Origin of the sequence: Nocardia uniformis NBRC 13702 (assembly GCF_001613345.1) — a bacterium.
Classification (GTDB): domain Bacteria; phylum Actinomycetota; class Actinomycetes; order Mycobacteriales; family Mycobacteriaceae; genus Nocardia; species Nocardia uniformis.
Genome location: NZ_BDCE01000097.1, coordinates 1 through 22,796 on the forward strand (window position 1 = coordinate 1; position 22,796 = coordinate 22,796).

Sequence of the window (22,796 nt, forward strand, 5' to 3'; positions counted from 1 at the left end):
TGTCCGGGGCGAGAAATGTGCGGGTACTTCCGGCCACCCGTTCAGTGGATGCCGGGTGCGATATCACCCAACAGCCGGAGCACTCGCTCCCCCGCTCTGCGACGCCCCAGCCCCGTCACCGAGCGCAGTGCGGCATCCATCCGCTCATCCCCCACCACGGGGCGGTGCAGTGCCACGTGTCGCTCCCAGCGCATGGACGGAGAGTCTTGGCGCGCCTTCACTTTCGGCACCAGTGCCAGCAGTTCGAGTCCGCAATCGGTGCGCTCTCCGACGCTCAGCAAATAGGTGCCCACGGCATTGGCGACCGCGCCGATCTGCGGCACATCCCAGAGCTGCACCAGTCGCCGCAACGCGATATCGGCCAGTTGTCCGACGGTGTAGCTCATTTCGGCGGCCCGCCCGTACAGCACATGGGCGTCGATAACCCCGGCTACCCACACCATATCGCCGGGGCCGGGCGAGACGGAGTCGTTGGGCCAATCCAACAGGTGCAGCACCTGCCGCATCCGGCGCAGACCGATGTCGGTATTGCCTTCGGCGAGTTCGATTTCCGCCAGCGCGGCCACCACTGCGGCGCGCCGGTTGCTCGGTTGCCCGACCGGGGCATCGACGGACTGGCCGATTCCGAGCAGCCGCAGAGCGGGCTCCAATTCACGCCGTGCTTCGGCCGACTCGCCGATACCTGCCAGCGCCGCGGCGAGATAGCTGCTCATCTCGACACTTTCCTCATAGGCGCGCATGCGACGCATGCACTCGGCCGCGCGCCGGTAGTGCTCGACGGCTTCGCCGTAGCGCGACGATTGTCCGTACATACCGCCGAGCTGCTGCGACAGCAGGGCGGTACCCCAGACGTCGCCGGCCCGCATCAGCCGAGCGGCCAGCAGGATGTCACGAATCGAGCCGTGCACGTCCCCCGCGTTCTCGTAGACGTTGGCGCGCACCAGCAGTGCCGTCGACCGGATGCTCGTTTCGTCGCTGCGGACACCTTCGGCGAGCTTGCGTGCCAGCGGCGTTACCTCCGGCGGAAGGACCGCGAGCTCAGCCAGATAGCGCAACATCGGGCTCGGTGTCGTACCCGAGCGCAGCAGCCGACGAGCCCGCACCCGGACTCGCGCCACGCCGCGTTCACCGTCTCCGAGGTACATCATGTGCAGACCGACCGTCACCAGGCCGAACACTTGCAGATCCGCCGCCGCCGTGGTCGCGGGTGCGGCCGGGGGTATGGCGAGTATCCGCGGTACCCAGCTCACCAGCTCCAGATGCGCGCCGCGGACGATCCAGAGGAAGGCCAGCACCGGGAAGACGGCGTTCGCGGTTTCGGCATCGCGGCATTCGATCGCGGACCGCAGTACGGCGACCAGGTTATCGGCCTCGACGGTCAGTGTGAGCACCACTCGGATCTGGTCGCCGTCGCCGTACTCTCTGATCGCATTGAGCGCGAAATCCGTACCCCAGCGCAGCATCCGGTCCCGTACCAGATCGGCCTCGCCGGAGATCGCCAGCTGCTCCTCACCGAATTCTCTTACCGTTTCCAGCATTCGGTAGCGGGTGCGGTATTCCCCACGCCACTCCGGGTCGTTGTCGGTGTCCAGGACGGTGAGCAGCGATTGGCTCACCAGGCCGTCCACCGCCGTTGCGGCATCGAGGACTTCGGGTCCGTCCAGGAGGGCTTCGGCAGCCGACATGGTGAATCCGCCGGGGAATCGGCAGAGGCGGCGCAGCGCCATCCGCTGCTGCTCGTCGAGCAGGTTCCAGCTCCAGTCGATAACCGCGTACAGGGTGCGGTGTCGCTGCGGGGACCCGCGATCACCACTGCGCAGCAGCGCGAATCGCTGATCGAGCCGGGATTCGATCTCCTCGACACTCATGGTGCGGGCCCGCGCGGCGGCCAGTTCGATGGCCAGCGGCAGACCGTCGAGGGTTTCACACAGCCGCGCCACCACCCGCTGATCCAGCCGAATCGAGGGCCGCACGGCACGGGCACGCGCGGTGAACAGGTCGGTCGCCGGGGACCCGGCCGCGTCGATTGCCAACGGCGGCAACGGATATACAGTCTCGGCGGTAATCTCCAGCGGGGCCCGGCTGGTGGTGAGAACGGTCAGCTGGTCGGTAATGCCCACCAGATCCGCCACCACTTCGGCGGCCGCCTCGATGAGGTGTTCGCAATTGTCCAGAATCAGCAGGATGGGTCGGGAACTCAGCGCCTCCCGCAGTAGCTGCCGGGTATCGCGAACCCGGCTGGGGCGCAGCACATTGGCCTCGCGGGCGACCTCACCGATTCCCAGGGTGGCGGCAATGGCCGCCTCGACTTCGGCGCGGGTTCCGGACGCATCGGCGGGATCGGGCCGCACCGATGCCAGTTCGACCAGGGCCACCGACCGCTCCGCCGCCAGACGGGCACCCAGTTCATTGGCGACCCGGGTCTTTCCGGTCCCGCCCGGACCGAGCACGGTGGTGACGCGGGAGTTGCGCAGCGATTGTTCGAGCGCGATCAGGTCGGCGTCGCGACCGAGCAGGGGGTTCGGCGCGGCGCGCAGGCCGATGGCCGAGAGTGCCTCGGCGGCAACCATTTCGTGGTCCGAACGTGCGGTGGCGTGTTGTGCGGTGAGCACCTTGCGCAGCGGTTCCCCCGGGCCACGTACCGAACCGGGTAGCGGGGCGCGATCCGGATCCGTCCCCACACCATTGCCCGGTTCGGTCGCGCGGCTCCGGGCCGAATCGGGCGTCGCGCGCCGTTTTCCATTCGCGCCGGGCAGGGGTTCACCGCGCAGAATGGCGGCATTCATCGCGCTGATCGTCGGGCCCGGATCTGCCCCGAGCTGATCGATAAGCCGAGATCGCAAGGTGGCGAACACATCCAGGGCGTCGGTGCTGCGTCCACTCGCGGCGAGCAGTCGCATGAGGTCGGTGTGCGCGGTTTCGTCGAGCGGTCGGGCGGTCGCGGCGCGGCGGGCGATACCGAGGGCTCCGGTGAGATCACCGGTGTCCTCGCGAACGGATAGTTCGAGGGCATCGAGAGCCTGGGCGCGGGTCTCGGTCAGCGCGGCCAATTCGTCCGCGACCGGTCCGCCCGGCAGATCCGCACCCGGTTCGCCACGCCAGAGGGCGCGGGTCCGGGCCACCAGCCGTAGCGCGGTGTCGACATCACCGGCGGCATACGCCTGACGCGCCTGCTGTTTGAGCGCTGTCGCGAGGGTGAGGTCCACCTGATCGGCGGCCAGGACGAGGCGGTAGCCCGCGGGTCCGATTTCGAGTGCGCCCTCCGGTAGCGCCGACCGCAGTCGCGAGACCTGGGTGTGCAGCGCGTTCATGGGAGCCCGCGGCGGCTGGTCACCCCAGATCTCGTCGATCAGGGCCGGTGCGCTGCGGCTGCGTCCGGGATGACTGGCTAGCGCGGCCACCAGCAGGCGAGCCCGCGCACCCGGTACCGGCGCGAGGACGCCGTCGCGGCGTACTGCGATCTCGCCCAGCAGGGCCACCAGTACGGTGTCGCCCGTGGACGCTATCCGGGTGCTCCCGGCCGGATGAGAACTGCCCGATTCTGAATACATTCCTCGCCAATCGTAGGTGAGCTGCGACGACGCTGTCGTATTCATCCTGTTCGGCAGGTTCACCCCCTACGCTGATGGCCATGGCCGAATTCGATATTGCGCGGCAGACCGTGATCGCGGCCGACCCGACACGGATACTCGCCCTGATCGACGATTTCCACCAGTGGATTAAATGGTCGCCCTGGGAGGGCCTCGATCCCAACCTGGAACGCGTCTACTCCGGTCCGGACCGCGGCCTCGGCGCGAAATACAGCTGGAAGGGCAATCGCAAGGCCGGTCAGGGTTCGATGGAGATCACCTCGGTCACGCCCGATACCGTCGGCATCCGCCTCGCTTTCGAGAAGCCGTACAAGGCCACCAACCAGGCGACCTTCGAACTGCGCCCGGTCGACGGCGGCACCGACGTCACCTGGCGGATGACCGGCCAACGCACCGGCATCATGACCATGCTCGGCAAGCTCATGGACAAGCTGGTCGGCAAGGACTTCGAGAAGGGATTGGCCAAGCTGCGCGCCGAAGCCGAAACCAAGGACTGACCGGCCCGCTCACGCATCCCGCACCTCCCGCCCCGCGCACCAGCCCCGTCGCCCCGGCGTGCGCGCCAACTACGCCGTCCCGGCGTGCCCACCAACCCCGTCATCCCGGCGTGCCCACCAACCACGTTCGTCCCGCCGTGCCCACCAACCCCGTCATCCCGGCGTGCTTTTGGCCGGGATCCACACCTCCGCAAGGCTCGAGCTGGATTCCGGCCAAAAGCGTGCCGGAATGACGGCGCACACACCTCGACACTGACCGCGCGCTGGCCGCGACGCGCCTATTAGGCTGCCGAGTATGGCAACAGCTGGACAGTGGATCGAGGGCGCTCGGCCGCGCACGCTCCCGAATGCGATCGCCCCGGTGCTGGTGGGAACGGGGGCGGCGGCCTCGATCGATGGGGCGGTGTGGTGGAAAGCGGTGCTGTGCCTGCTGCTTTCACTGTCGCTCATTATCGGCGTGAACTACGCCAATGACTATTCCGACGGCATTCGGGGCACCGATGACGAGCGGGTGGGGCCGCTGCGGCTGGTCGGATCGAAGATCGCGACCGCGACGGCGGTCCGCAATGCGGCCATTGCCTGCCTGGTGGTCGGCGCGCTGATCGGCTTGGTGCTGGTAGCCACCACCGCCTGGTGGCTGATCCTGGTGGGGGCGGGCTGCCTGGCCGGGGCCTGGTTCTACACCGGCGGGCGCAATCCGTACGGCTACAGCGGTTTCGGTGAGATCGCCGTATTCGTATTCTTCGGCCTGGTCGCGGTGCTGGGTACCCAGTTCGTGCAGGCCGAGCGGGTCGACTGGGCGGGCGTGGTCGGCGCGATCGCGGTCGGCGCGTTCTCCAGCGCGGTGCTGGTGACCAATAACCTGCGCGATATCCCCACCGACACCGTCTCCGGTAAGCACACCCTCGCGGTTCGCCTCGGCGATACGCGCACCCGCACACTGCATCTGGTGCTGCTGGCGGTACCGTTCCTCGCAAGCCTCGCGCTGGTGGCCCGCACCCCGTTCGCGATTGTCGGCATGCTCGCCATTCCGCTCGCGATCCGGGCCAATGCCCCCGTCCGCTCCGGCGCAGGCGGCCCGGGTTTGATTCCGTCGCTGCGTGATACGGGCCTGGCCCTGCTGGCCTGGTCGATTCTCACGGCCGTCGCGCTCGCCCTGGCCTGATCGGCACCCCACTGCACGGCAATCGCCCCGACCACACGGTGTGGTCGGGGCGATTGCCGTTGTGATCAGTCGTTGTCCGGGACCAGAACGCCCAGTACCCAGTTCACGATGGAGATGATGATGCCGCCCCATACGGCGGCCCAGAAGCCGTTGACATGCAGCTGGTAGTCGGTGGTCTCGGTGATCTTCGAGGTCAACCACAGCATCAGCGCGTTGATCACCAGCAGGAACAGCCCGAGGGTCAGCACCACCAGCGGCAGTGACAGCAGTTTCACGAGTGGCTTCACGAGCGCGTTGACAATCGTGAAGATCACGGTGACCACCGCGATCACAATCAGCTTGCTGGTGGTGGTGTCTTCGGGACTGATGATCTCGATGCCATCCACCCACGAGGCGGCCAACCAGATGGCCACACCGGTGATGAGGAGGCGAAGCAGGAGCGTCATGGTGCGATGGTAAGCCCGGATCGTCGCCTGCGTCGGCCAGGCACACGCGACGGCCGCGAGATCACGCCGCCCGGTCGAGGAGGGCGTGTGCCGCGTTTCGCAGCCGCGAGACACCCTCGTCACCACCGATCAGGTCGCGAACGGTCGGGGTGGGGTCGCGGAGGATTCCCAGCAGGATGTGAGCGGCATCGATGCTGTCGTCCTTGCGGGCCAGGGCTTCCCGAAGGGAGAGGTCCAGGGCCTTCTTACTTTCGCGAGTGAAGGGGAGGTGCCCGGAGTTCATTCCCTTGCCCCGGCCGAAGAGGCCGCGGCGCTCCGGCTCGGGCGGCGTCGCACGGTCGAGTGCGGACTCGCCGAAGGTGGCCGACAGACTTTCACGCACGGCGTCGAGATCGATGCCAATGGATTTCAGCGCGGCGGCGTCCTCCTCGCCGAGTGGTTCACCACCGCGCTTGCGCGACAGCGCTTCCCGCACCCCGGCGGCGGTCACGCCATTGTCGGCGAGCATAGTCGTCAGCCCCTGGTCGGGGCTGCCGAGCAACCCCAGCAGCAGGTGTTCGAGCTGTATCGAGGGTGAGCGCAGTTCGCGCGCCTCCTCCTGAGCTCCCACCACCGCGAATTTGGCTGCCTTGTCGAATCGTTCGAACATCAGCGGATCCCGCCTCTCCGGTTGTACTTCTGGTGGACCGCCTGCCTGCTGACCTCGAGCGCGTCCGCGATCGCCTGCCAGGACCAGCCCTGTTCGCGGGCATTGGCCACCTGGATGGCTTCGAGTCGCTCGAGCAGTCGACGCAGTGCCAGCACCGCGCGGAGCCCGACCTGTGGGTCGGGGCTACCGGCGGCGGCCGCCAGAGTCGTTGCTTCACTCATGAACGTCAATTTACGTTGACATCCACGGCGTGTCAACAAAAATTGACAACCCCTGGAGCGGGTTCGCTGCCAGTGAAACGCCTTGCGCACTTCCTCAGATATGCATTCGCGAGCACCGCATCTCGAAATGGTCGCGAATCGACCCGCATGGACACTCGTCCAGTTTTAGAAAACGACCCGAATCGTCAATGGGCGTTAACGGCAGAAGTGGCAGTCATGGCCGGGTTCGCAACCCACAGACCGCTGCGCCGACCCCCATAATTCCGGCCACACAAGAGATTCCGCAAATATCCAGCTACCGGAAACAGGGGTGGACACAACCCACCCGACACCCGCCGGGCGGCCCGAAAACCCTTAGTGCGGTGCGGAAACTAGGCCGACCACTGCTTGGTGGCGAGGAACTTCGAAATCACCGCGTCCGGTTCGACCAGGCTCAGCCCCTGTTCGGCTACCCAATCGTCGTTGAAATAGGTTCCGGCATAACGGTCTCCGCCATCGCACAGCAGGGTAACCACACTCCCACTGCGACCCTCAGCCAACATGTCGGCGATGAGTGCGAACGCACCCCATAGGTTCGTCCCAGTGGATCCGCCCACCCGGCGCCCCAGCGTACGACTGGCGTGCCGAGCGGCCGCGATGGATGCGGCGTCGGGTACCTCGATCATGGTGTCCACCACCTGACCGATGAACGAGGGTTCCACCCGCGGCCGTCCGATTCCCTCGATTCGCGAGGGCATGCCGGTCTGGTAGCCCGCGTCCGCCGTTTCGTAACCGCCGTAGAAGGCGGAGTTCTCCGGGTCGACCACGGCCAACTTGGTGGCGTGCCGCCGGTAGCGGATGTAGCGGCCAATGGTGGCGCTGGTACCGCCGGTACCCGCGCCGACCACGATCCACGCGGGTATCGGATGGGCCTCGAGGGTCAACTGCTCGAAGATGGACTCGGCGATATTGTTATTGCCGCGCCAGTCGGTGGCGCGCTCCGCGTGCGTGAACTGGTCCATATAGTGGCCGCCGGTCTCGGCCGCCAAACGCGCTGCCTCCGTGTAGATATCGGGCGCGCGATCGACCAGGTGACAGCGCGCGCCCTGCGCCTCGATGAGCGCGATCTTCTCCGGGGAGGTGGTGGCGGGCATAACGGCCACGAAGTCCAGGCCCAGCAGTTTCGCGAAGTACGCCTCACTGATGGCGGTCGAACCCGACGACGCCTCCACCACGGTGGTGGTCTCGGTGACCCAGCCGTTACACAGCGCGTACAGGAACAGCGACCGCGCCAGCCGATGCTTGAGGCTGCCGGTGATATGGGTGGATTCGTCCTTGAGATACAGCTGTACGGGCCAGTCCGCGGGCAACGGGTAACGCAGCAGGTGGGTATCGGCGCTGCGCTGGGTATCGGCGTCGATCAGCCGCACGGCATTGTCGACCCAGTCGCGGGGTGCGCTGCGTTCACAGCGCTTCACGCGTCGTCTCCCCGCAGTCGCGAGCGCAGCTGCTCCTTGTCCGCGCGGCGCTTGGCATCGACGACCGCGATGTCCTGGTTCACCTTGGTCCGCAAGCTCTTCAGCAGCATCATGGACAGTGGCATCGCGATGAGCAGCGCGAACAGCGCGGCCACAATCAGTGGCACCTCGACTTTCACCAGGCCTGCCACGCCGATTATGACGGCGGTGAGTACGACGACCATGGCCAGCCGGGCCAGCGTGTACAGGGCAAGATTGCGTGCCAGGCGGCTGCCCGCACCATCGGTTCGGGATGCGTCACTCACGCGCACCAGCCTAGGCGACGGCGATTCGGGCAATCGTCACGCCCTCACCGAGAGGTCGCTGGAAATTCGCTACAAAGCGGGAATTCGTGATGGCGAACACAGTACGGATATCCGTTTTGTCTATTACTTCCTCTTTACCAAACTGAGACCGTTCGAACACCAAGGGGTTCCAGTGCAACGATGTCGCTACTGATGAGGGATCTGTCGATACGGAAAGGTTTGCGAATGACTGCGTTCACCGCGGCGAGCCGCGTATTGGGTTCCGTCACCAGCCAGGATTCCCTGCTTACCCCTGGCCAGGTGGCTGCCCTGTTCCACGTAGATCCGAAGACCGTTACCCGCTGGGCCCACGCTGGTCGGCTCGGCTCGCTGCGGACTCCGGGCGGTCATCGCCGGTTCCGCGAATCCGAAGTTATGCAACTCCTCAGGTCTCTCACCACCGAGGCCACCCGAGGCTAGAACCGATTTCACGTTCCACGGTGCCATAGGTACGCACACGGATTACCCTCGATGGCAGGAGGTGAGTTCTTGTGACGTACCTGTTGGCACTCATCGCGGTAGTGGCCGTCGTGGTGCTGTGCTGGAAGGCTTTCGGCCCCCAGCGATCTTCCGGCACCGGGCCGACACCCGCCGCTCGAAACCGAGTGATCGGTCCCGACGACGATCCAGAATTTCTTTGGCGCCTCTCCCGTCAGCATCGGGATGGCGAACAAGGTTCCCCGGACCACTGAGTCGGCTCGCCTCCCTCCGACGCCGATGAAGCCGAGAAACGAATAGCCGATCCCCGCAGACCGACCTCGGCCTGCGGGGATTATTTCGTTCCCACCAGGATTACCCGCCCGACCGAGGCTCGGACGCGTCCCGCCGGTAGTCGCGCACGAGCAGCACCACGGCCGCGACGCACCACAGCACGGCATAGATCACGGCTCGCATCGGGCTCCAATTCGCCAGCAGTAGGCCGATGGCGACGCCCGCCAATACACCGAGCGGTAGCAGGCTGTTCGAGTATTTCCCCATGCGGAAGATCATTTCACGGCAGCCGTGCGACGGACCCGCTTCGGCGGACGGGCCGTGCGCTATCCGCGACCGAAGCGTTCCACCAGCCGGGCATAGCTGTCATGACCGTGACCTGCCGCCAGCGCTTCGGCGACGAGGTTTCTGGTGTAGGTGGGCAGATCGACGTCGATGCGGCGGGCTCGACTTTCGGTGATGAGGTCGTCGATGGACGGCAAATGATGTTGGAGCGCACCGAAGGGAGTGGCGAACTCCGCGCGGTCGATCTCGTTCGCGAGCATCGGGAACATGGTCGGCAGCGCGGCCAGAGACGGCTCCACCTGCTGGCTGAAGTCGCCGACCCGAATACCGGCATTGCCGAGAAGTGCTGCGGCGTGGAGGAATCCGTTCAGAAGACCCCACATGATGTCGTGCACGGCCATCCCGTACAGCACGGCCACACCCGGGTCCGACGAGACAAAGGTGGCGCGGCCGCCGAGTGCCCGGAGCACGGCTTCGGATCGCTCGAATACCTGTTGCGGCCCACCGTAGAAGATCACCGCGTCCGGTGAGCCGATCGCCGGGGCGATGGTCATGATTTGGCCGTGCAGGTAGTCCGCTCCGAGTTCGTTCGCCAATTTCCCTGTCGCCCTGGACTGTTCGGTTGAGCCGTCGGTCAGATCGACTACGGTTCGTCCCGCCAACGACGCCCCCGCCGCACCCAGCAGCTCCATCGCCACCGCACCGCCCTTGACATTGACGATCACGATATCGGCCGCGCCGACAGCTGCCCCGGGTGTCTCGGCGCGACGAGCTCCCTTGCCCGCCAACGCATCAGCCTTCTCGGCCGACCGATTCCACACAGTGACCGAATGACCGGCATCCAAGAGGGCAATGGCCAGTGCCGCCCCCATCTCACCCAATCCCAGAACCGCGATCGACACTGCCTCTTCGTTCTCATGCACGCTCATGGAGCAGACACTAGAAACTCAACATAACTTCAGCTCAAGGCTCAGGCGGCTGGTTGCGATCCCCTGTGGCGCTTACCGGCCCGGGGCGGGTGGCGCGGGTGGTCGTGGTGCGGCAGGCAATAGCAGCAGGTTCAGCAGACCGGCCGCCGCCGCCATCAGCACGGCGGCGTCGAGGTAGTGGCACGCCAGGGCACCCAGGTAAGTCGGGCCGCCCCAGGCGTCGACGGTGAAATTCGGGTCGAGGCCGGCGAATATCTGCTGTCCGATACGCCACGGGCTGTACACCAGGATCGCCATGGGCACGATTGCGATCAGCAGCCGTAGCAGCGCCGTCGGATGGCGGAAGACCGAGGACACGGTGCGCTCGAGCCGTTTCGCGGCGGTGACGCCCAGCGGGGCGAGCAGGAGGAGACCGCCCGGGTCCGCGCGGCGGTGGCGCCATACGACACCGGCGGCAATGACGGCCAGCACGAACAGCACCAGGTGCGGCCCCCATGCGGCCGTACCGCCGACATACGCCTCGCGGTGCGGCGATCGCTGGAGGTAGGAAATCCCGCCGGAGACAACGCCCACCGCGAACGATACGGCGGCGACGGCGACCAGCGGGCCCGATAGCCGCGCTCGGATGCCCGCCGCGTTCCGGGGCCGAGATCCGGACCGAATATGTTGAGAGGCTTGCGTTTTCATACCACCACCCTCGCCTCCCACCGCGGCCGTGTCGTCATCCTCCGGCCGTGAGATGGCGGGCCACCACGGGTGGACGCCGTGGCCGGTATCCGACTTGCGGATGATGAGCGACCCCGGCTCCGGGTCGATGCACCGGCACCCACCGGCCGATTACCGTCAGCGCTATGTCGGTCACCTCATCGCCGCCCAGGCAGGTCGCGCGGCCACCGTGGCAGCAGCGGCTCACGCCGGTCCGGGGGCGGGCGGACTCCACCGGCCCGGATCGGATCGATATCGCGATCGCCATTATCTGCTTCGCGGTAATAACCGGTCCCTTGCTCATGGGCTGGGCCAGCGGGATCGGGTCGATGTCGGCCATCGCGGCATTCGGTGCTGCCGCCGTCGCGCCGCTGATCGTCCGGCGGCGCCAGCCACTCGCGGTCCTCGTCGTCGTCTCTGCCGTCCTGTGCCTCGCCGCAGTAGCCGGTATCCGCTTCACCCCGTGGGTGAGCAATGCGGGCCTGGCCGTCGCCATCGCGGTGTTCACGCTCGCCGATCGGCGACCGCGTCGCGAATCGCTGCTCGCTACCGGGATTGTGCTCATCGCCATGGGTTTCGCCGCGCGGATCGGCGTGGACCTGCATATCGATCAGGAGCAAAATTTCGTACAGCTGCCGATCGCGGCCGTCGCCTGGCTGGTCGGCGATACGACCCGGACTCGGCGCGAGTACCGGCAGGATCTCGCTGAGCAGCAACGCCAACGCGCGGCGGAGGAGGAACGCCGGATCCGAGCCGAGGAACGGTTGCGGGTGTCGCGAGACGTGCACGACCTCATCTCGCACACTTTGAGTATGGTCGCCGTCCGGTCGGGAGTGGCTCGCCTGCTGATCGATGAGCAGCCGGGCGAGGCGCGTCGAGCATTGAGCGCCATCGAGACCGCCAGCCGGTCGGCGCTGAACGAACTGCGGGCGGTGCTGGCGCAGATCCGGGAGCCTGGGCGACCGGACGAGCTGGGTGAGCCCGGTCTCGCGGACATCGCCGACCTCGTCGACGGGCTGCGTCGGCACGGCCTGGTCGTGGAGTATCACGTCGTCGGTACGGCGCTCGGTTACCCGGCGCTGTTGCAGACCACCGTGTACCGCATCGTCCAGGAGGCGCTCACCAATGTGGTCAAGCACGCGCACACCGACCGCGCGCGGGTCGAGATTCGCCATGCTCCGCACGAATTGACCGCATCCATCACCGACGACGGACCGACCGCTACCGCCGGGCTGCCCGCCGCCATCGCCGACACCGGCTCCGGTCTCGGCCTGGCAGGCATGCGGGAACGGGTGTCATTGTTCGGTGGCCGACTCGACGCCGGACCACGACCCGAGGGCGGATTCGCCGTCACCGCAAGCTTTCCGGTCGATGGGGAGCATCATGTCTGACCCCGTCCCCCGGACCGAGAATCGCGCCGACCCGATTCGGGTGCTCATCGCAGACGATGAGGCACTGGTGCGAGCCGGGTTCCGTGTCCTCGTCGATTCCGTGCCGGATCTCACAGTGGTCGGCGAGGCGGGCAATGGCGGCGAGGCGGTCCGGCTCACCCGCGAACTCCGCCCCGATGTGGTCCTGATGGATATTCGTATGCCGATAATGGACGGCCTCGAGGCAACCCGGCATATCGCGGTCGACGGGACGGACGCCCCGCACGTCTTGATCGTGACCACCTTCGATCAGGACGAAAACGTCTTCCGAGCGCTACGCGGCGGCGCCGGCGGCTTCATCCTCAAGGACTCCCCACCCGAACAGCTCCTGCACGCGATCCGAGTAATCGCCAGTGGCGACGCCCTCCTCACACCGAACATCACCCGCCGCCTCATCAGCGCCTTCGCCCGCCACCCCGCACCCCCGGCCCCCCAGTCGAACACCCTGGCAACACTCACCGACCGCGAACGCGAAGTCCTCGCCCACATTGCCGCCGGGCAGTCCAACGCCGAAATAGCCGCCACCCTCTATGTCAGCATCGCCACGGTCAAAACCCACGTCGGCCGCCTACTCACCAAACTGAACGCCCGCGACCGCGCCCAACTGGTCGTCTTCGCCTACGAAACGGGCATGGTCGTACCGGGCGGGAACTGAGCCCCGCCGTAGAGGCGCAATCCGCTCAGCAAGCAGTTGCGGACGGGCCGATCAGGCTACGTGGATTCGCGCGCTGACGAGGACACCGCCTTCGACTATGTAGTAGCCCGCGAAATAGCGATGTGACCCGTCGGTCTGAAGTGCGTCGAGCGTGATGTGTACCTGGTTGCCGACGACGGCGATGATGGTGACCGTGTCCTTGGCCGTGGTGGCGAGATCCGCGACGAACTGGTTGAAGTTGGGCTCGAAATTGCGTCCGCCCAAGTTCCAGGCGGTGACGTAGTCGCGGCGGGTGATGGCGTCGAAGTAGTCCTGCACCACTGCGGCGGGACCGGTCAGTGGCGGCGTGGTGGTCGTGGCGTACGACTGAAAAGTGGTTGTTGTCGAAGGGATTTCCATTCCGGTGCTCGCTGGCGGATAGGCGTCGACCGAGGGGGGCTCGGACCCGTCATCCTCGCTGAACAGAACCACCGCGAGGATGAGCGCGATCACGGTGAGCGCGGCGCCGACGAGATACAGCGCCGGTGATCCCCGCATACGACGATCATGCGCGGGGGCCAGAAGCGGTGCGGGCTGGGCTAGTTCGGCACCACAATCGATACAGAATTTCCTGGTCGGATCGTCGAGCGCGTTTCCGCACCCCCAGCACAGCAGCTCCCCGCAGGCGGTACAACGGCGCTGCCACCTGCCTGAAAGTCGGTGCCCGCATTGCCAACATGTCGCCATGGTCACCTCGCCCCATGTCTGTCGCGTCAGCCGCCGAGAATGGTGTCGGCGGCCCCACGCAGCGTGGTCACAAGCGCTGTCAGCGCGCCGATACCCGCGACCGCGCGCCCAGCGGCATCCAGGAAGGCACCCAGTAGATGCCGATTGGGCCGTTCCTTGGCCGCCTCGGCCCGAGCCTGCTCCACCGTTGCGGCGACCTCTTCTCGCTCCGGCAGTTCCTCGGCGGCCCGGACCTGGGTGAGCAATTCACTCAGGGCAACCCGCAATTCGTCGAGGGTGGCCGGGGCGGGTGGTCCGCCGACCGTACTGCCGTGAATCACGGTGGCGTCGCGACCGGCGATTGCCGAACCGTCCGCCCGGACACTGCCCCCGATCCAGACTCCCTCATTACTGCTCATCGAATCCTCCTGGAGTTCAACGGTTTTCCGGCGTACTTCGTCCGGACGAGGAACCGGCGACCGCCGAGGAGCCGCCGATGGCGGAATTCACCAGGGTCGCGTCGCCACCGATGGTGACGTTGCTGTTGAAGATCTGCTCGGTTCGACGGAGCAGTTCGGCGGGGTCGATATTGTGCTCGGTCAGAAATTGCTCGAGCGTCTCGGCTATCCGCTTCTCCACGATCTTCGTGTACATCTGTTCGTCGAGCATTTGGAAATAGCGGTGGTATCCGAGCGACACGATGTCCTTGTTCTTCCGTAGGTCGCTGGCGGCCTCACGCACGCTGATCAAGGCACCGTGGTCGTAGGTGAACACCTCTTGGACCCGCCGCAGCTGGGCACTCACCTTCTGGTCGAATCGCCAGGCGGCGAAGATCGGTCGCAACGCGCCGGGAAGGCAGAACAGCACCGCCCGCGGCAGCGCTCGCAGACTGCCCGACATGAGCCGCAGTACGCGGCGGAACGCCGGATGCAGCAGCAGGTCGTCGATTTCGTGGTAGGACATGCGCAGCGGGGGCAGCACGCAGTAGTTCACTTCGACGAACATCGACGTATCCGATACCACCGCACGCACGAAGGCCGACCACACGAATTCACCGTCCCAATTGACGATTTCGGTGGTCAGATAGGGCCGAGCGTGATTCTCCGGATGCAGCATCAGGGCGGCCATCGTGGTGTCGTCCACCCATGCGACCGGGCGGCCGGACGCATCGGGCAGGAACCGGCGATCGTGGTGAATATCGTCGCCACTGACGAACATCCGGTTACCGACCGCGGTGCCGGGCAGACCCAGGTCGGTAATGCGTTGGGCTATCCGCTCATTCAGGTCGACCGCGGTGAAGGGTTCGATCGGTTCGTCGGCACGATGAGGACGGGTGATATCGAGGGCGAACGACCAGCCGCGCACACTCCAGCCGTGGCCCATGAACGGTCTATACCCCTGGTAGACAGTGATATTGCTCTTGGCGTAGTGCGTCACGTGGGTCAGCTGCCGTCTCGCGAGATCGGTCTGCGGCACCGGCGCTCGATCCGGCTGGAAGACGCCGTAGCGCAATGAGCGAGCCGTCGCACCCCAACGCACCAGATAGCTGTCGACGAAGACGATGAACCAGGTGAGCAGGACAAACAGCGGTAACCCGCTGAGCATCCCGGCGAATACGAACAGCCCCGGTGGGGCGAACCCGGAATAGGCCGAGACGACCCAGTACAGAATCCAGATCACCCATGCCGCGACGAGCGCTCCGTCGCGCACGGCGTGTCTACGCTGCGCCGCAACCGCATGTCGACATACCGCTTCGAGATCAACCGCTGGTGACTGCACGACAGCCCGCAGCGGCTCCTCCAGCACCTGTTCCACTACGGCACGGGCCAACTTGCGATCGAAATGCACTGCCGCACAAAGATATCGAGTGGCCTGGCGCCATCGCTGCGCCCCCTGCTCCGAATCCGCGGCCGCATCGGAGGGTGATCGACCGCAATTACCGCAGAACCGGTAGTTATGCGGATTCACATGGCCACAGCGAGGACATTGCACGGATTCCTCCTCGGGGTGGAAAATCCGAGTGCCGGGAATCCAGTGTATGGCCGAATCACCTTCCGCCCACCAGCATTCGCCCAGGTAACAGTGTCAATGGGGGCGGAACCCAACCCCCCGCAGGTTCGCCGGTCGACGAGCGGCGCTTACCAGCTCTAGTTGAGCCCCGCGTAGCTGTGCAGACCGCTCACCACGATGTTGATGATGAACAGGTTGAACAGCATTGCCACGAAGCCCGCGATATTGATCCAGGCGGCCTTGGTGTCGCGCCAGCCGGAGGTGGCTCGGGCGTGCAGGTAGGCGGCGTAGACGACCCAGGTGATGAAGGAGACGGTTTCCTTCGGGTCCCAGCCCCAGAAGCGGCCCCAGGCGGCTTCGGCCCAGATGGCTCCGAGGATGACGCCGGCGCCGAAGAGGGGGAAGGCCACGATGGTGGTTTTGTAGGCGAGGCGGTCCAGGGAGCGGGCGTCGGGGAGGCGGCGGGCCAGGGTGCCGATGAGGGTGTTGGATTCTTCACCTTCGGGCTGGCGGAGGCGGAGCAGGAACAGCAGGCTGGCTACGCCGGAGAGCAGGAAGATGCCGCTGCCGATGCTGACGATGGTGACGTGGATCGGGAGCCAGAAGGACTTCAGGGCCGGGACCACGGGGGCCGCTTCGGCGTAGAGGACGTTTCCGGCCAGGTACATGAGGACCAGGACCGGGGCGATCAAGAAGACCCACATGGCGCGGAAACGGCGGTCGTACATGAAGACCAGGCCGGTGACCATGGCAGCGGCGGTGGCCATGGTGATGAACTCGTACATATTGCCGAGCGGGAAGCGGTGAACCGCGAAGCCGCGCAGGACAATAGATGCCAGATGCAGGCCGATGGCGACAAAGAGGACCGCGAAGGCCATATTGCCGAGCCGCTCGGGCAGCGAACGGGTGGGCTTGGCCGCCACCTTGCCTGGAGTATCCGGACCGGCGACACCCGTGCTCGCGCCGCCGACCGAGACCAGTTCACGTTCGGTGGTCTTCTTGCGTGCCGACGAGTACTGCATGATCAGCATCGCCAACACCAGGATGTAGACGATCCACGCCGATTTGAAGGCGAGATTGCTGTATCCGGCCAGGGTTTCGTCGATCGGCATATTCATTCTCCCGTGCTGTGGTCCAGCAGCCGTGTGCGCAACCGGTCGAATTCGCCACCCCAACCCGCCTGGTCGGTGCGGGCCAATCCGCCCATTTCTACTACGGTACGTCGTTGGTCATCGGAGGTGGCGTCAGGGTACACACGCAGCCAGATGCGGCGGCGCTTCACCAGCAACGACACCAGCAGCCCGACCATCATGGTGATCGCACTCGCCAACACCCACCCCTGCGCCGGATCGTGCGACACCTGCAGATTCACGAACTCTTCGGCACCGTCGAAGGTCACCTTGGTGCCGTCCGACAGCGAGACCGATTCGCCGGGCTCGAGGTTCACCCGCTCCTCTTTGGTCAGGCGTCCCTGCTTGATCATTTCCGGATCCAGGGTGAACAGCGACTGGGCGCGACCGGTATCGAGCCCCGTCTCGCCGCGATAGATATCCACCGCCACCATCGGATTCTGCATTGCCGGGAAGGCGGAGGTGAGCAGCGTTCCGTGCAGCAGCCCGGTCGGAGCGAACAGCCCCTGGATGGCGATCTGGTTCTTGCGGCGGTCCGCGTCGTTCGGATACATGCCGCCGGGCGGATCGACGCGCAGCACACCGCTGGACAGGAAGGTGGTCGCGTCGTCGGGCCGCCACTGAATTGTCTCGGTACGGGTCTGCCCATCGGGGAAGGTGACGGTGAACTGGGGCGCGAAACCGTGGCCCTGCAGGTAGATACGGTCACCCTCCAGGCGCAGCGGATGGTTCACCGCGATGGTGGTGTCACGCCAGGTATCGCTCCGCAGATCCGCACCCGCCTGATAGGAGATATCGGCGGTGAACATCTCGGCCTGACCATTGGAAAGATAGTCGGCCTTGAAGTTCTTGACCCGGACACACAGTGGGGTCAGACCGGTGCCGTCGATGACATTGCCCGCGCGGAAGGAGTCGAATGCTGCCGGGGAGGTGGTACAGAAGCCCGCACCGTTATTGGCGATGACAATGACATTGCCCTCGTAGCCGAACAGCTTGCCGATCGCGATGGCCGCGAGCAGGCACACCAGCGCCAGGTGGAAGACGAGATTGCCCGCCTCGCGGGTGTACCCCTTCTCCGCGGAAATGGTGAATTCGCCGTCGCGGGAACCGGATCGGACCACCGTGCGCCAGCCGCGCAGCTCCTTGCGCGTGCGCGCCACGACCTCGTCCGGCGTCCCCGCGTCGGCGCCCTCGAAGTGGTACGGCAGCCGCGAGAGATTGCGCGGAGCCTTGACCGGCTCGGTGCGCAACGCCCGGTAGTGGTCGAATACCCGCGGCAGGATGCAGCCCACCAGCGAAATGAACAGCAGCACATAGATTGCCGTGAACCAGAAGCTGGAGAACACATCGAACAGTTCGAGGCGATCCATCCACGGGCCCAGCGTGGGGCGGGCCGCGATGTACTCGTCGACCTTCTGCGCATTGAGACTGCGCTGCGGCAGCAGTGCGCCCGGAATGGCGGCCAGGGCGAGGAGGAACAGCAGCATGAGCGCGGTGCGCATACTGGTGAGCCCGCGCCAGGTATTGCGCGCGGTGGCGAGAACGCGGCCGAGCGGCGACTGGCGCCGCGGTCCGGTCGGGGCTGGGGCGGTGGCGGTTTCGGTCATCAGATCGGCAGGGTCACATTCGAGACGAAGGCGTCGCGGACCCAGGAGACGAACTGGTCCCACGCTCCGGTCACCAGGGCGATACCGACGGCCACCAGCAGGATGCCGCCGATCACCTGAATGGTGCGGGAATTGCGGCGCAGCCAGCCGACGCCGCGCAGCGCGGTCGCCGACCCGAACGCCAGGATGACGAACGGCAGCCCCAACCCGAGGCAGTAGGCCACGATGAGGGCGACACCGCGGGCGGCGGTGGTGCCGTCGGTACCCGCGGATACGGCCATCACCCCGGAGAGGGTGGGGCCGAGGCACGGGGTCCAACCGAGCGCGAAGACCGCACCCAGCAGGGGTGCGCCGATCACACCGCTGAGCCGGCGCGGCTCCATCCGGGTATCGCGCTGCAGCGCCGGAATGAGCCCGATGAACGCCAGACCCATCACGATGGTGACCACGCCGCCGATGCGTTGCAGCAGTTCACGATTGACATTGAGGGCCTGAATCGTGCCGAATACGGTGACGGTGGCGAGGACGAACACCACGGTGAATCCGGCCACGAACAGTCCGGCCGCACCGGCGACCCGCATCCGACCGCGGTTCGTCGCCTCCTTCTCGGCCAGCACTGTCGAAACGCCCCCGGCCGAACCGCGTTTGGCCGATTCGACCGTGACCGGCGGAGCTTCGGCACCGACAAGTCCGGCGAGGTAGGACAGGTAACCCGGAACCAGCGGCACCACACACGGTGAGGCGAACGACACCAGCCCGGCCAGGACACACGCACCCAGCGCGAGCAGCAGCGGCCCGGACGACGCCGTCTGCTGGAAGGATTCGCCGACACCGGCGAGGATTGCCACGTCAGTCATCGATTGTCCTCGTTGCGGTCGGACGCACGCCGGTCACACTCTGGGCGGCTTTTTCGTGCACTATCGCGCTCGAAAGCGGCGAATCCGCTCGAACAACCCGGAGAGTGCACGATCAGGCCGCTCATCCGGCCACCCCCGCGTTCACGACTGGTCCTCCTCGGCGATCCGAATGACCGTCGGCTGCAGGTCTTCGGCCAGTAGCGAGCGCAGGAAGACCGCCGCTACCCGATGCTGACGGTCGAGAACGAGGGTGGTGGGGATGACGCTGGTGGGGAATTTGCCGCCGAGCGCGAGCAGGGTGCGCATGGACGGGTCGTAAATGGAGGGATAGCCGACGTTGTTGTCGGTGACGAAGTCCTGGGCCTTGTCCTGCTGGTTGTCGCGGACATTGATACCGAGGAAGGCGACACCCTTATCTCGGGTGGCCTCGTAGACCTGTTCCAGCGCAGGGGCTTCGGCACGGCAGGGCCCACACCACTGGCCCCAGATATTGATGACCACGACCTGGCCCGGGAAGTCGTCGACCGAGGTGGTCTTGCCGTCGGTCATGAGATCCGGCCCGGAGAGCTTGCCGATGGTGCCGCGGGAAGACGGCGGGTCGTAAAAGATATCGGTCTTGCCGCCGGGCGAGACGAAATCGAAGGTGCCGCCCTGCGCCACCGCGTCCTTGCCGGCCGTCGAGCAGCCCGCGAGCGCCGCGATGAGGCAGACGCTCGCCAGCAGAATCGACGCCATACGCCGGAAGGGCCGGGGCATAGACGTGGTGGACCGACTCATGCCACATCCATTAGGCGTGCGCGGGCGCCCTGCGTGGCCCGCCCGTCGCCCACCGCCACCCTCAACGGGCAGCCTGTCGGCTGGCTCGCCTTCATTCCGGCTGCCTCTTCCGGGCGCTGACCGCTCACGCCCCTGTCACCTTGGGATCCGTAGCCCCCGCGGGCTCTGAGTAAATGATGTCGATGAGGGTGTCACCCTGATAAACCAGTGACGTGAGCGAGGCGAGCGAGCACTGCCGCTTGCGCGGGTCGTGCCACAACCGCTGTCCCTGCAGCAGCCGCCGCAGCGTCCACACCGGCAGCTGATGCGAGACCAGCACGGCCTCGCGCCCCGCCGCCTCGACCCGAGTCTTATTGACAGCGGCCAACATTCGATGCGCGATCTGCAGGTACGGCTCACCCCACGACGGGGTGAACGGATCGCGCAGCTTCAGCCAGTGCCGTGGCTTGCGCAGCGCACCGTCGCGAGCCGCCACCCGCAAACCCTCGAAGGTATTGCCCGCCTCGATGAGATTGTCATCGGTGCGGATAGTCACACCGTGCTGTGCCGCAATGGGTTCCGCGGTCTCCTGCGCCCGCTGCAATGGCGAGGCCACCACCAGCGCGATGTCGTGATCGGCCAGTGCCCGCGCCACGGCCGCGGCCTGAGACCGACCGGCCACCGACAGGCCGAAGCCCTCCAGGCGGCCGTACAGAATCCCCTTGGGGTTGTGCACCTCACCGTGCCGCATGACATGCACGATGGTTTCGACATCGTCGGCGACATCGCCGGGGAGTATGAGACCGCTTGTGCCGGTGGAGGATTCGACAGCGTCGACGTCCGCGTCGGCCGCAGCTGCCGCAACAGCCTCGGCACCGGCTGCGCCCGCGGTGGCGTCATCCTCGACGACAGCGTCATCCGCGGCCGACGCAACAACTTCGACGACAGCGTCATCCTCGGCGGACGCGACAACCTCGGCATCGGTGTCGAGCTGTGCGCGGGCTGCGCCGAGTTCGTCCTCGGCCTGGCTGAGGGTATTGAGCAGGCGGGCCGCTTCGGCGGGCGAGACCACAGCTCGCGGGGCGGGGGCCGGTAGACCGGTGTCGGGCTGGTTGGAGCTCACGCGACGGATCCTTCGGGGGTGGCGGCCGCCGCGGCGGAAGCGGCGGCGGGCAGGGCGGCGGCGATACGGTCGAATGCGTTCTCGTCGAGGGCCGCGGAGACGAACCATGCCTCGAACGCGCTCGGCGGCGCGTACACGCCACGTTCGAGCAGGGCGTGGAAGAAGGCCGGGAAGCGCCAGGTGGCACTGGCCTTGGCGGCGGCATAGTCGTGGACCGGGGTGTCGGAGAAGAACACGCTCACCATATTGCCCGCGAATTGCACTTGATGACTGACACCGGCCGCGGTGAGGGCGTCGGTGAACAGTCCGCCGAGCCGTTTGGCATTCTGATCGAGGGTGGCGTAGACCGATTCGTCGGCCAGGCGCAGCGTGGCCAGACCGGCGGCGACCGCGACCGGATTCCCGGATAGCGTGCCCGCCTGATAGACCGGCCCGATCGGCGCGAGGTGATTCATGATGTCGGCGCGACCGCCGAAGGCCGCGGCGGGCAGCCCACCGCTCATCACCTTGCCGAAGGTGTAGAGGTCACCGGCGACACCGTCGATGCCGTACCACCCGGAGTGACTCACCCGGAAGCCGGTCATGACCTCATCCATAATGAGCAGCGCGCCATTGTCGCTGGTCAGCTTGCGCAGTCCGGCATTGAATCCGGGCTGCGGCGCGACCGCGCCCATATTGCCGGCGGCGGCCTCGGTGATCACACACGCGATCTCGCCGGGATTGGCGGTGAATGCGGCGGCGACGGCCTCGAGGTCGTTGTACGGCAGCACGATGGTGTCTGCCGCCTGCGCGCCGGTGACACCGGGCGAGGTCGGCAGCCCGAGGGTGGCGACGCCGGAGCCCGCGTCGGCGAGCAGCGCGTCCACATGCCCGTGGTAGCAACCGGAAAACTTGATGATCTTGGAGCGCCCGGTGAATCCGCGCGCGAGCCGCACCGCCGACATGGTGGCCTCGGTACCGGAGTTGACCAGCCGCACCCGCTCGACGGGGTCGACGCGCGCCGCGATGGCTTCGGCGAGCAGAATCTCCGCCTCGGTCGGCGCACCGAACGACAGCCCAAGGGTCGCCGCGCGCTGTACCGCCTCGACAATCTCCGGATGCGCGTGTCCGAGAATCATCGGACCCCACGAGCACACCAGATCGACGTAGTCATTGCCATCGGCATCGGTGAGGGTGCACCCGCGCGCGGAGGCGATGAACCGCGGTGTACCGCCGACCGAGTTGAACGCCCGCACCGGCGAGTTCACCCCACCGGGAATCACCGCGGCGGCGCGTTCGAAAAGCTGGGCGGAGACCGGCACCGATACCTGGCTGACACGCGGAGAAGAACTCACGGCACCCAGTGTCGCAGCCCCCGCATCACCCGTCGACGACAGGGTGTAGTGGGTGGCCCACCCCACAGCGAAATCCAGCACTCCAGGACGGGATCCGACCCAGATCGACTCCCCCACCTTTCCGGCGCACCCATCCCGCCACCGGACATACCCAGCCTCGTCCTTCCGGCGCGCCCAGCCCCGTCATCCC

Annotated in this window: 24 protein-coding genes; 6 read left to right on the forward strand and 18 right to left on the reverse strand. The window is 66.4% G+C overall.

Annotation, left to right across the window (positions count from 1 at the left end; genetic code table 11):
- Window positions 1–41: 41 nt before the first annotated feature.
- Entirely contained in the window at window positions 42–3,551 is a 3,510-nt protein-coding gene (locus tag NU1_RS34875) for an AfsR/SARP family transcriptional regulator (RefSeq protein WP_157553431.1), read from the reverse strand.
- An 80-nt stretch (window positions 3,552–3,631) separates the two neighbouring features.
- Between NU1_RS34875 and NU1_RS34880 the strand changes: the two genes are divergently transcribed.
- Together NU1_RS34880 and NU1_RS34885 are read left to right on the forward strand one after the other, a co-directional pair.
- The gene (locus NU1_RS34880; RefSeq protein ID WP_067528270.1) at window positions 3,632–4,087 is read left to right on the forward strand and encodes an SRPBCC family protein; all 456 of its coding nucleotides are present in this window, start codon (window positions 3,632–3,634) and stop codon (window positions 4,085–4,087) included.
- 295 nt (window positions 4,088–4,382) lie between these two features.
- Entirely contained in the window at window positions 4,383–5,252 is an 870-nt protein-coding gene (locus tag NU1_RS34885; protein ID WP_067528238.1) for a 1,4-dihydroxy-2-naphthoate polyprenyltransferase, read from the forward strand.
- A 65-nt stretch (window positions 5,253–5,317) separates the two neighbouring features.
- Here the strand turns inward: NU1_RS34885 and NU1_RS34890 are convergent, their stop codons facing one another.
- From NU1_RS34890 to NU1_RS34910, 5 genes are all read right to left on the reverse strand, one after another.
- Complete coding sequence (locus NU1_RS34890) at window positions 5,318–5,698, reverse strand: phage holin family protein (protein ID WP_067528241.1); 381 nt, start codon at window positions 5,696–5,698, stop codon at window positions 5,318–5,320.
- 61 nt (window positions 5,699–5,759) lie between these two features.
- A complete protein-coding gene (locus NU1_RS34895) occupies window positions 5,760–6,347 on the reverse strand; it encodes a Clp protease N-terminal domain-containing protein (RefSeq protein WP_067528243.1) in 588 nt (195 codons plus the stop codon).
- Window positions 6,347–6,568, reverse strand: coding sequence for a helix-turn-helix domain-containing protein (locus tag NU1_RS34900; RefSeq protein ID WP_067528245.1), 222 nt, complete (start codon window positions 6,566–6,568; stop codon window positions 6,347–6,349). The genes NU1_RS34895 and NU1_RS34900 overlap by 1 nt, the downstream gene beginning before the upstream one ends.
- A 371-nt stretch (window positions 6,569–6,939) precedes the next feature.
- Window positions 6,940–8,025 (reverse strand): L-cysteine desulfhydrase Cds1, encoded by a 1,086-nt coding sequence (gene cds1, locus NU1_RS34905; protein ID WP_067528247.1) that lies wholly within the window; start codon window positions 8,023–8,025, stop codon window positions 6,940–6,942.
- Window positions 8,022–8,330, reverse strand: a complete 309-nt coding sequence (locus tag NU1_RS34910; protein ID WP_067528272.1) for a DUF4229 domain-containing protein — start codon at window positions 8,328–8,330, stop codon at window positions 8,022–8,024. Before NU1_RS34910 ends, cds1 begins: the two co-directional genes overlap by 4 nt.
- A gap of 225 nt (window positions 8,331–8,555) precedes the next feature.
- On the opposite strand from NU1_RS34910, the gene NU1_RS34915 reads away from it, so the two are divergent.
- Together NU1_RS34915 and NU1_RS43590 are read left to right on the forward strand one after the other, a co-directional pair.
- Window positions 8,556–8,789, forward strand: coding sequence for a BldC family transcriptional regulator (locus tag NU1_RS34915; protein ID WP_067528274.1), 234 nt, complete (start codon window positions 8,556–8,558; stop codon window positions 8,787–8,789).
- A 71-nt stretch (window positions 8,790–8,860) separates the two neighbouring features.
- On the forward strand, window positions 8,861–9,061 hold the full coding sequence (locus tag NU1_RS43590; protein WP_084522090.1) for a hypothetical protein: 201 nt from the start codon (window positions 8,861–8,863) through the stop codon (window positions 9,059–9,061).
- Between the two features lie 100 nt (window positions 9,062–9,161).
- Here the strand turns inward: NU1_RS43590 and NU1_RS34920 are convergent, their stop codons facing one another.
- The 3 genes from NU1_RS34920 to NU1_RS34930 all read right to left on the reverse strand — a co-directional run bounded on the left by NU1_RS34920 (window position 9,162) and on the right by NU1_RS34930 (window position 10,981).
- Window positions 9,162–9,347, reverse strand: coding sequence for a hypothetical protein (locus tag NU1_RS34920; RefSeq protein ID WP_157553433.1), 186 nt, complete (start codon window positions 9,345–9,347; stop codon window positions 9,162–9,164).
- Between the two features lie 59 nt (window positions 9,348–9,406).
- On the reverse strand, window positions 9,407–10,294 hold the full coding sequence (locus tag NU1_RS34925; protein ID WP_067528251.1) for an NAD(P)-dependent oxidoreductase: 888 nt from the start codon (window positions 10,292–10,294) through the stop codon (window positions 9,407–9,409).
- Window positions 10,295–10,366: 72 nt separating this feature from the next.
- The gene (locus NU1_RS34930) at window positions 10,367–10,981 is read right to left on the reverse strand and encodes a hypothetical protein (RefSeq protein ID WP_212762221.1); all 615 of its coding nucleotides are present in this window, start codon (window positions 10,979–10,981) and stop codon (window positions 10,367–10,369) included.
- Window positions 10,982–11,145: 164 nt separating this feature from the next.
- On the opposite strand from NU1_RS34930, the gene NU1_RS34935 reads away from it, so the two are divergent.
- Window positions 11,146–12,390, forward strand: coding sequence for a sensor histidine kinase (locus NU1_RS34935; protein ID WP_067528253.1), 1,245 nt, complete (start codon window positions 11,146–11,148; stop codon window positions 12,388–12,390).
- Window positions 12,383–13,084: a response regulator gene (locus NU1_RS34940; protein ID WP_067528254.1), complete on the forward strand. Its 702-nt coding sequence runs from the start codon at window positions 12,383–12,385 to the stop codon at window positions 13,082–13,084. The genes NU1_RS34935 and NU1_RS34940 overlap by 8 nt, the downstream gene beginning before the upstream one ends.
- Window positions 13,085–13,135: 51 nt before the next feature.
- Here NU1_RS34940 and NU1_RS34945 read toward each other — a convergent pair whose 3' ends face one another.
- The 9 genes from NU1_RS34945 to hemL all read right to left on the reverse strand — a co-directional run bounded on the left by NU1_RS34945 (window position 13,136) and on the right by hemL (window position 22,606).
- Window positions 13,136–13,621, reverse strand: a complete 486-nt coding sequence (locus tag NU1_RS34945; RefSeq protein ID WP_067528256.1) for a hypothetical protein — start codon at window positions 13,619–13,621, stop codon at window positions 13,136–13,138.
- Between the two features lie 215 nt (window positions 13,622–13,836).
- Entirely contained in the window at window positions 13,837–14,208 is a 372-nt protein-coding gene (locus tag NU1_RS34950) for a hypothetical protein (RefSeq protein ID WP_067528258.1), read from the reverse strand.
- Window positions 14,209–14,224: 16 nt separating this feature from the next.
- Complete coding sequence (locus NU1_RS34955) at window positions 14,225–15,637, reverse strand: AbeC-like domain-containing protein (protein WP_067528260.1); 1,413 nt, start codon at window positions 15,635–15,637, stop codon at window positions 14,225–14,227.
- A gap of 299 nt (window positions 15,638–15,936) precedes the next feature.
- Entirely contained in the window at window positions 15,937–16,911 is a 975-nt protein-coding gene (gene ccsB / locus NU1_RS34960; RefSeq protein ID WP_067528278.1) for a c-type cytochrome biogenesis protein CcsB, read from the reverse strand.
- A gap of 2 nt (window positions 16,912–16,913) precedes the next feature.
- Complete coding sequence (resB, locus tag NU1_RS34965; protein ID WP_067528262.1) at window positions 16,914–18,536, reverse strand: cytochrome c biogenesis protein ResB; 1,623 nt, start codon at window positions 18,534–18,536, stop codon at window positions 16,914–16,916.
- Complete coding sequence (locus NU1_RS34970) at window positions 18,536–19,393, reverse strand: cytochrome c biogenesis CcdA family protein (protein ID WP_067528264.1); 858 nt, start codon at window positions 19,391–19,393, stop codon at window positions 18,536–18,538. Before NU1_RS34970 ends, resB begins: the two co-directional genes overlap by 1 nt.
- 141 nt (window positions 19,394–19,534) lie before the next feature.
- Complete coding sequence (locus NU1_RS34975) at window positions 19,535–20,128, reverse strand: TlpA disulfide reductase family protein (protein WP_067528266.1); 594 nt, start codon at window positions 20,126–20,128, stop codon at window positions 19,535–19,537.
- Window positions 20,129–20,294: 166 nt separating this feature from the next.
- Window positions 20,295–20,900: a histidine phosphatase family protein gene (locus NU1_RS34980; protein ID WP_067528280.1), complete on the reverse strand. Its 606-nt coding sequence runs from the start codon at window positions 20,898–20,900 to the stop codon at window positions 20,295–20,297.
- Window positions 20,901–21,268: 368 nt separating this feature from the next.
- A complete protein-coding gene (hemL, locus tag NU1_RS34985; protein WP_067528282.1) occupies window positions 21,269–22,606 on the reverse strand; it encodes a glutamate-1-semialdehyde 2,1-aminomutase in 1,338 nt (445 codons plus the stop codon).
- Between the last annotated feature and the right edge of the window lie 190 nt (window positions 22,607–22,796).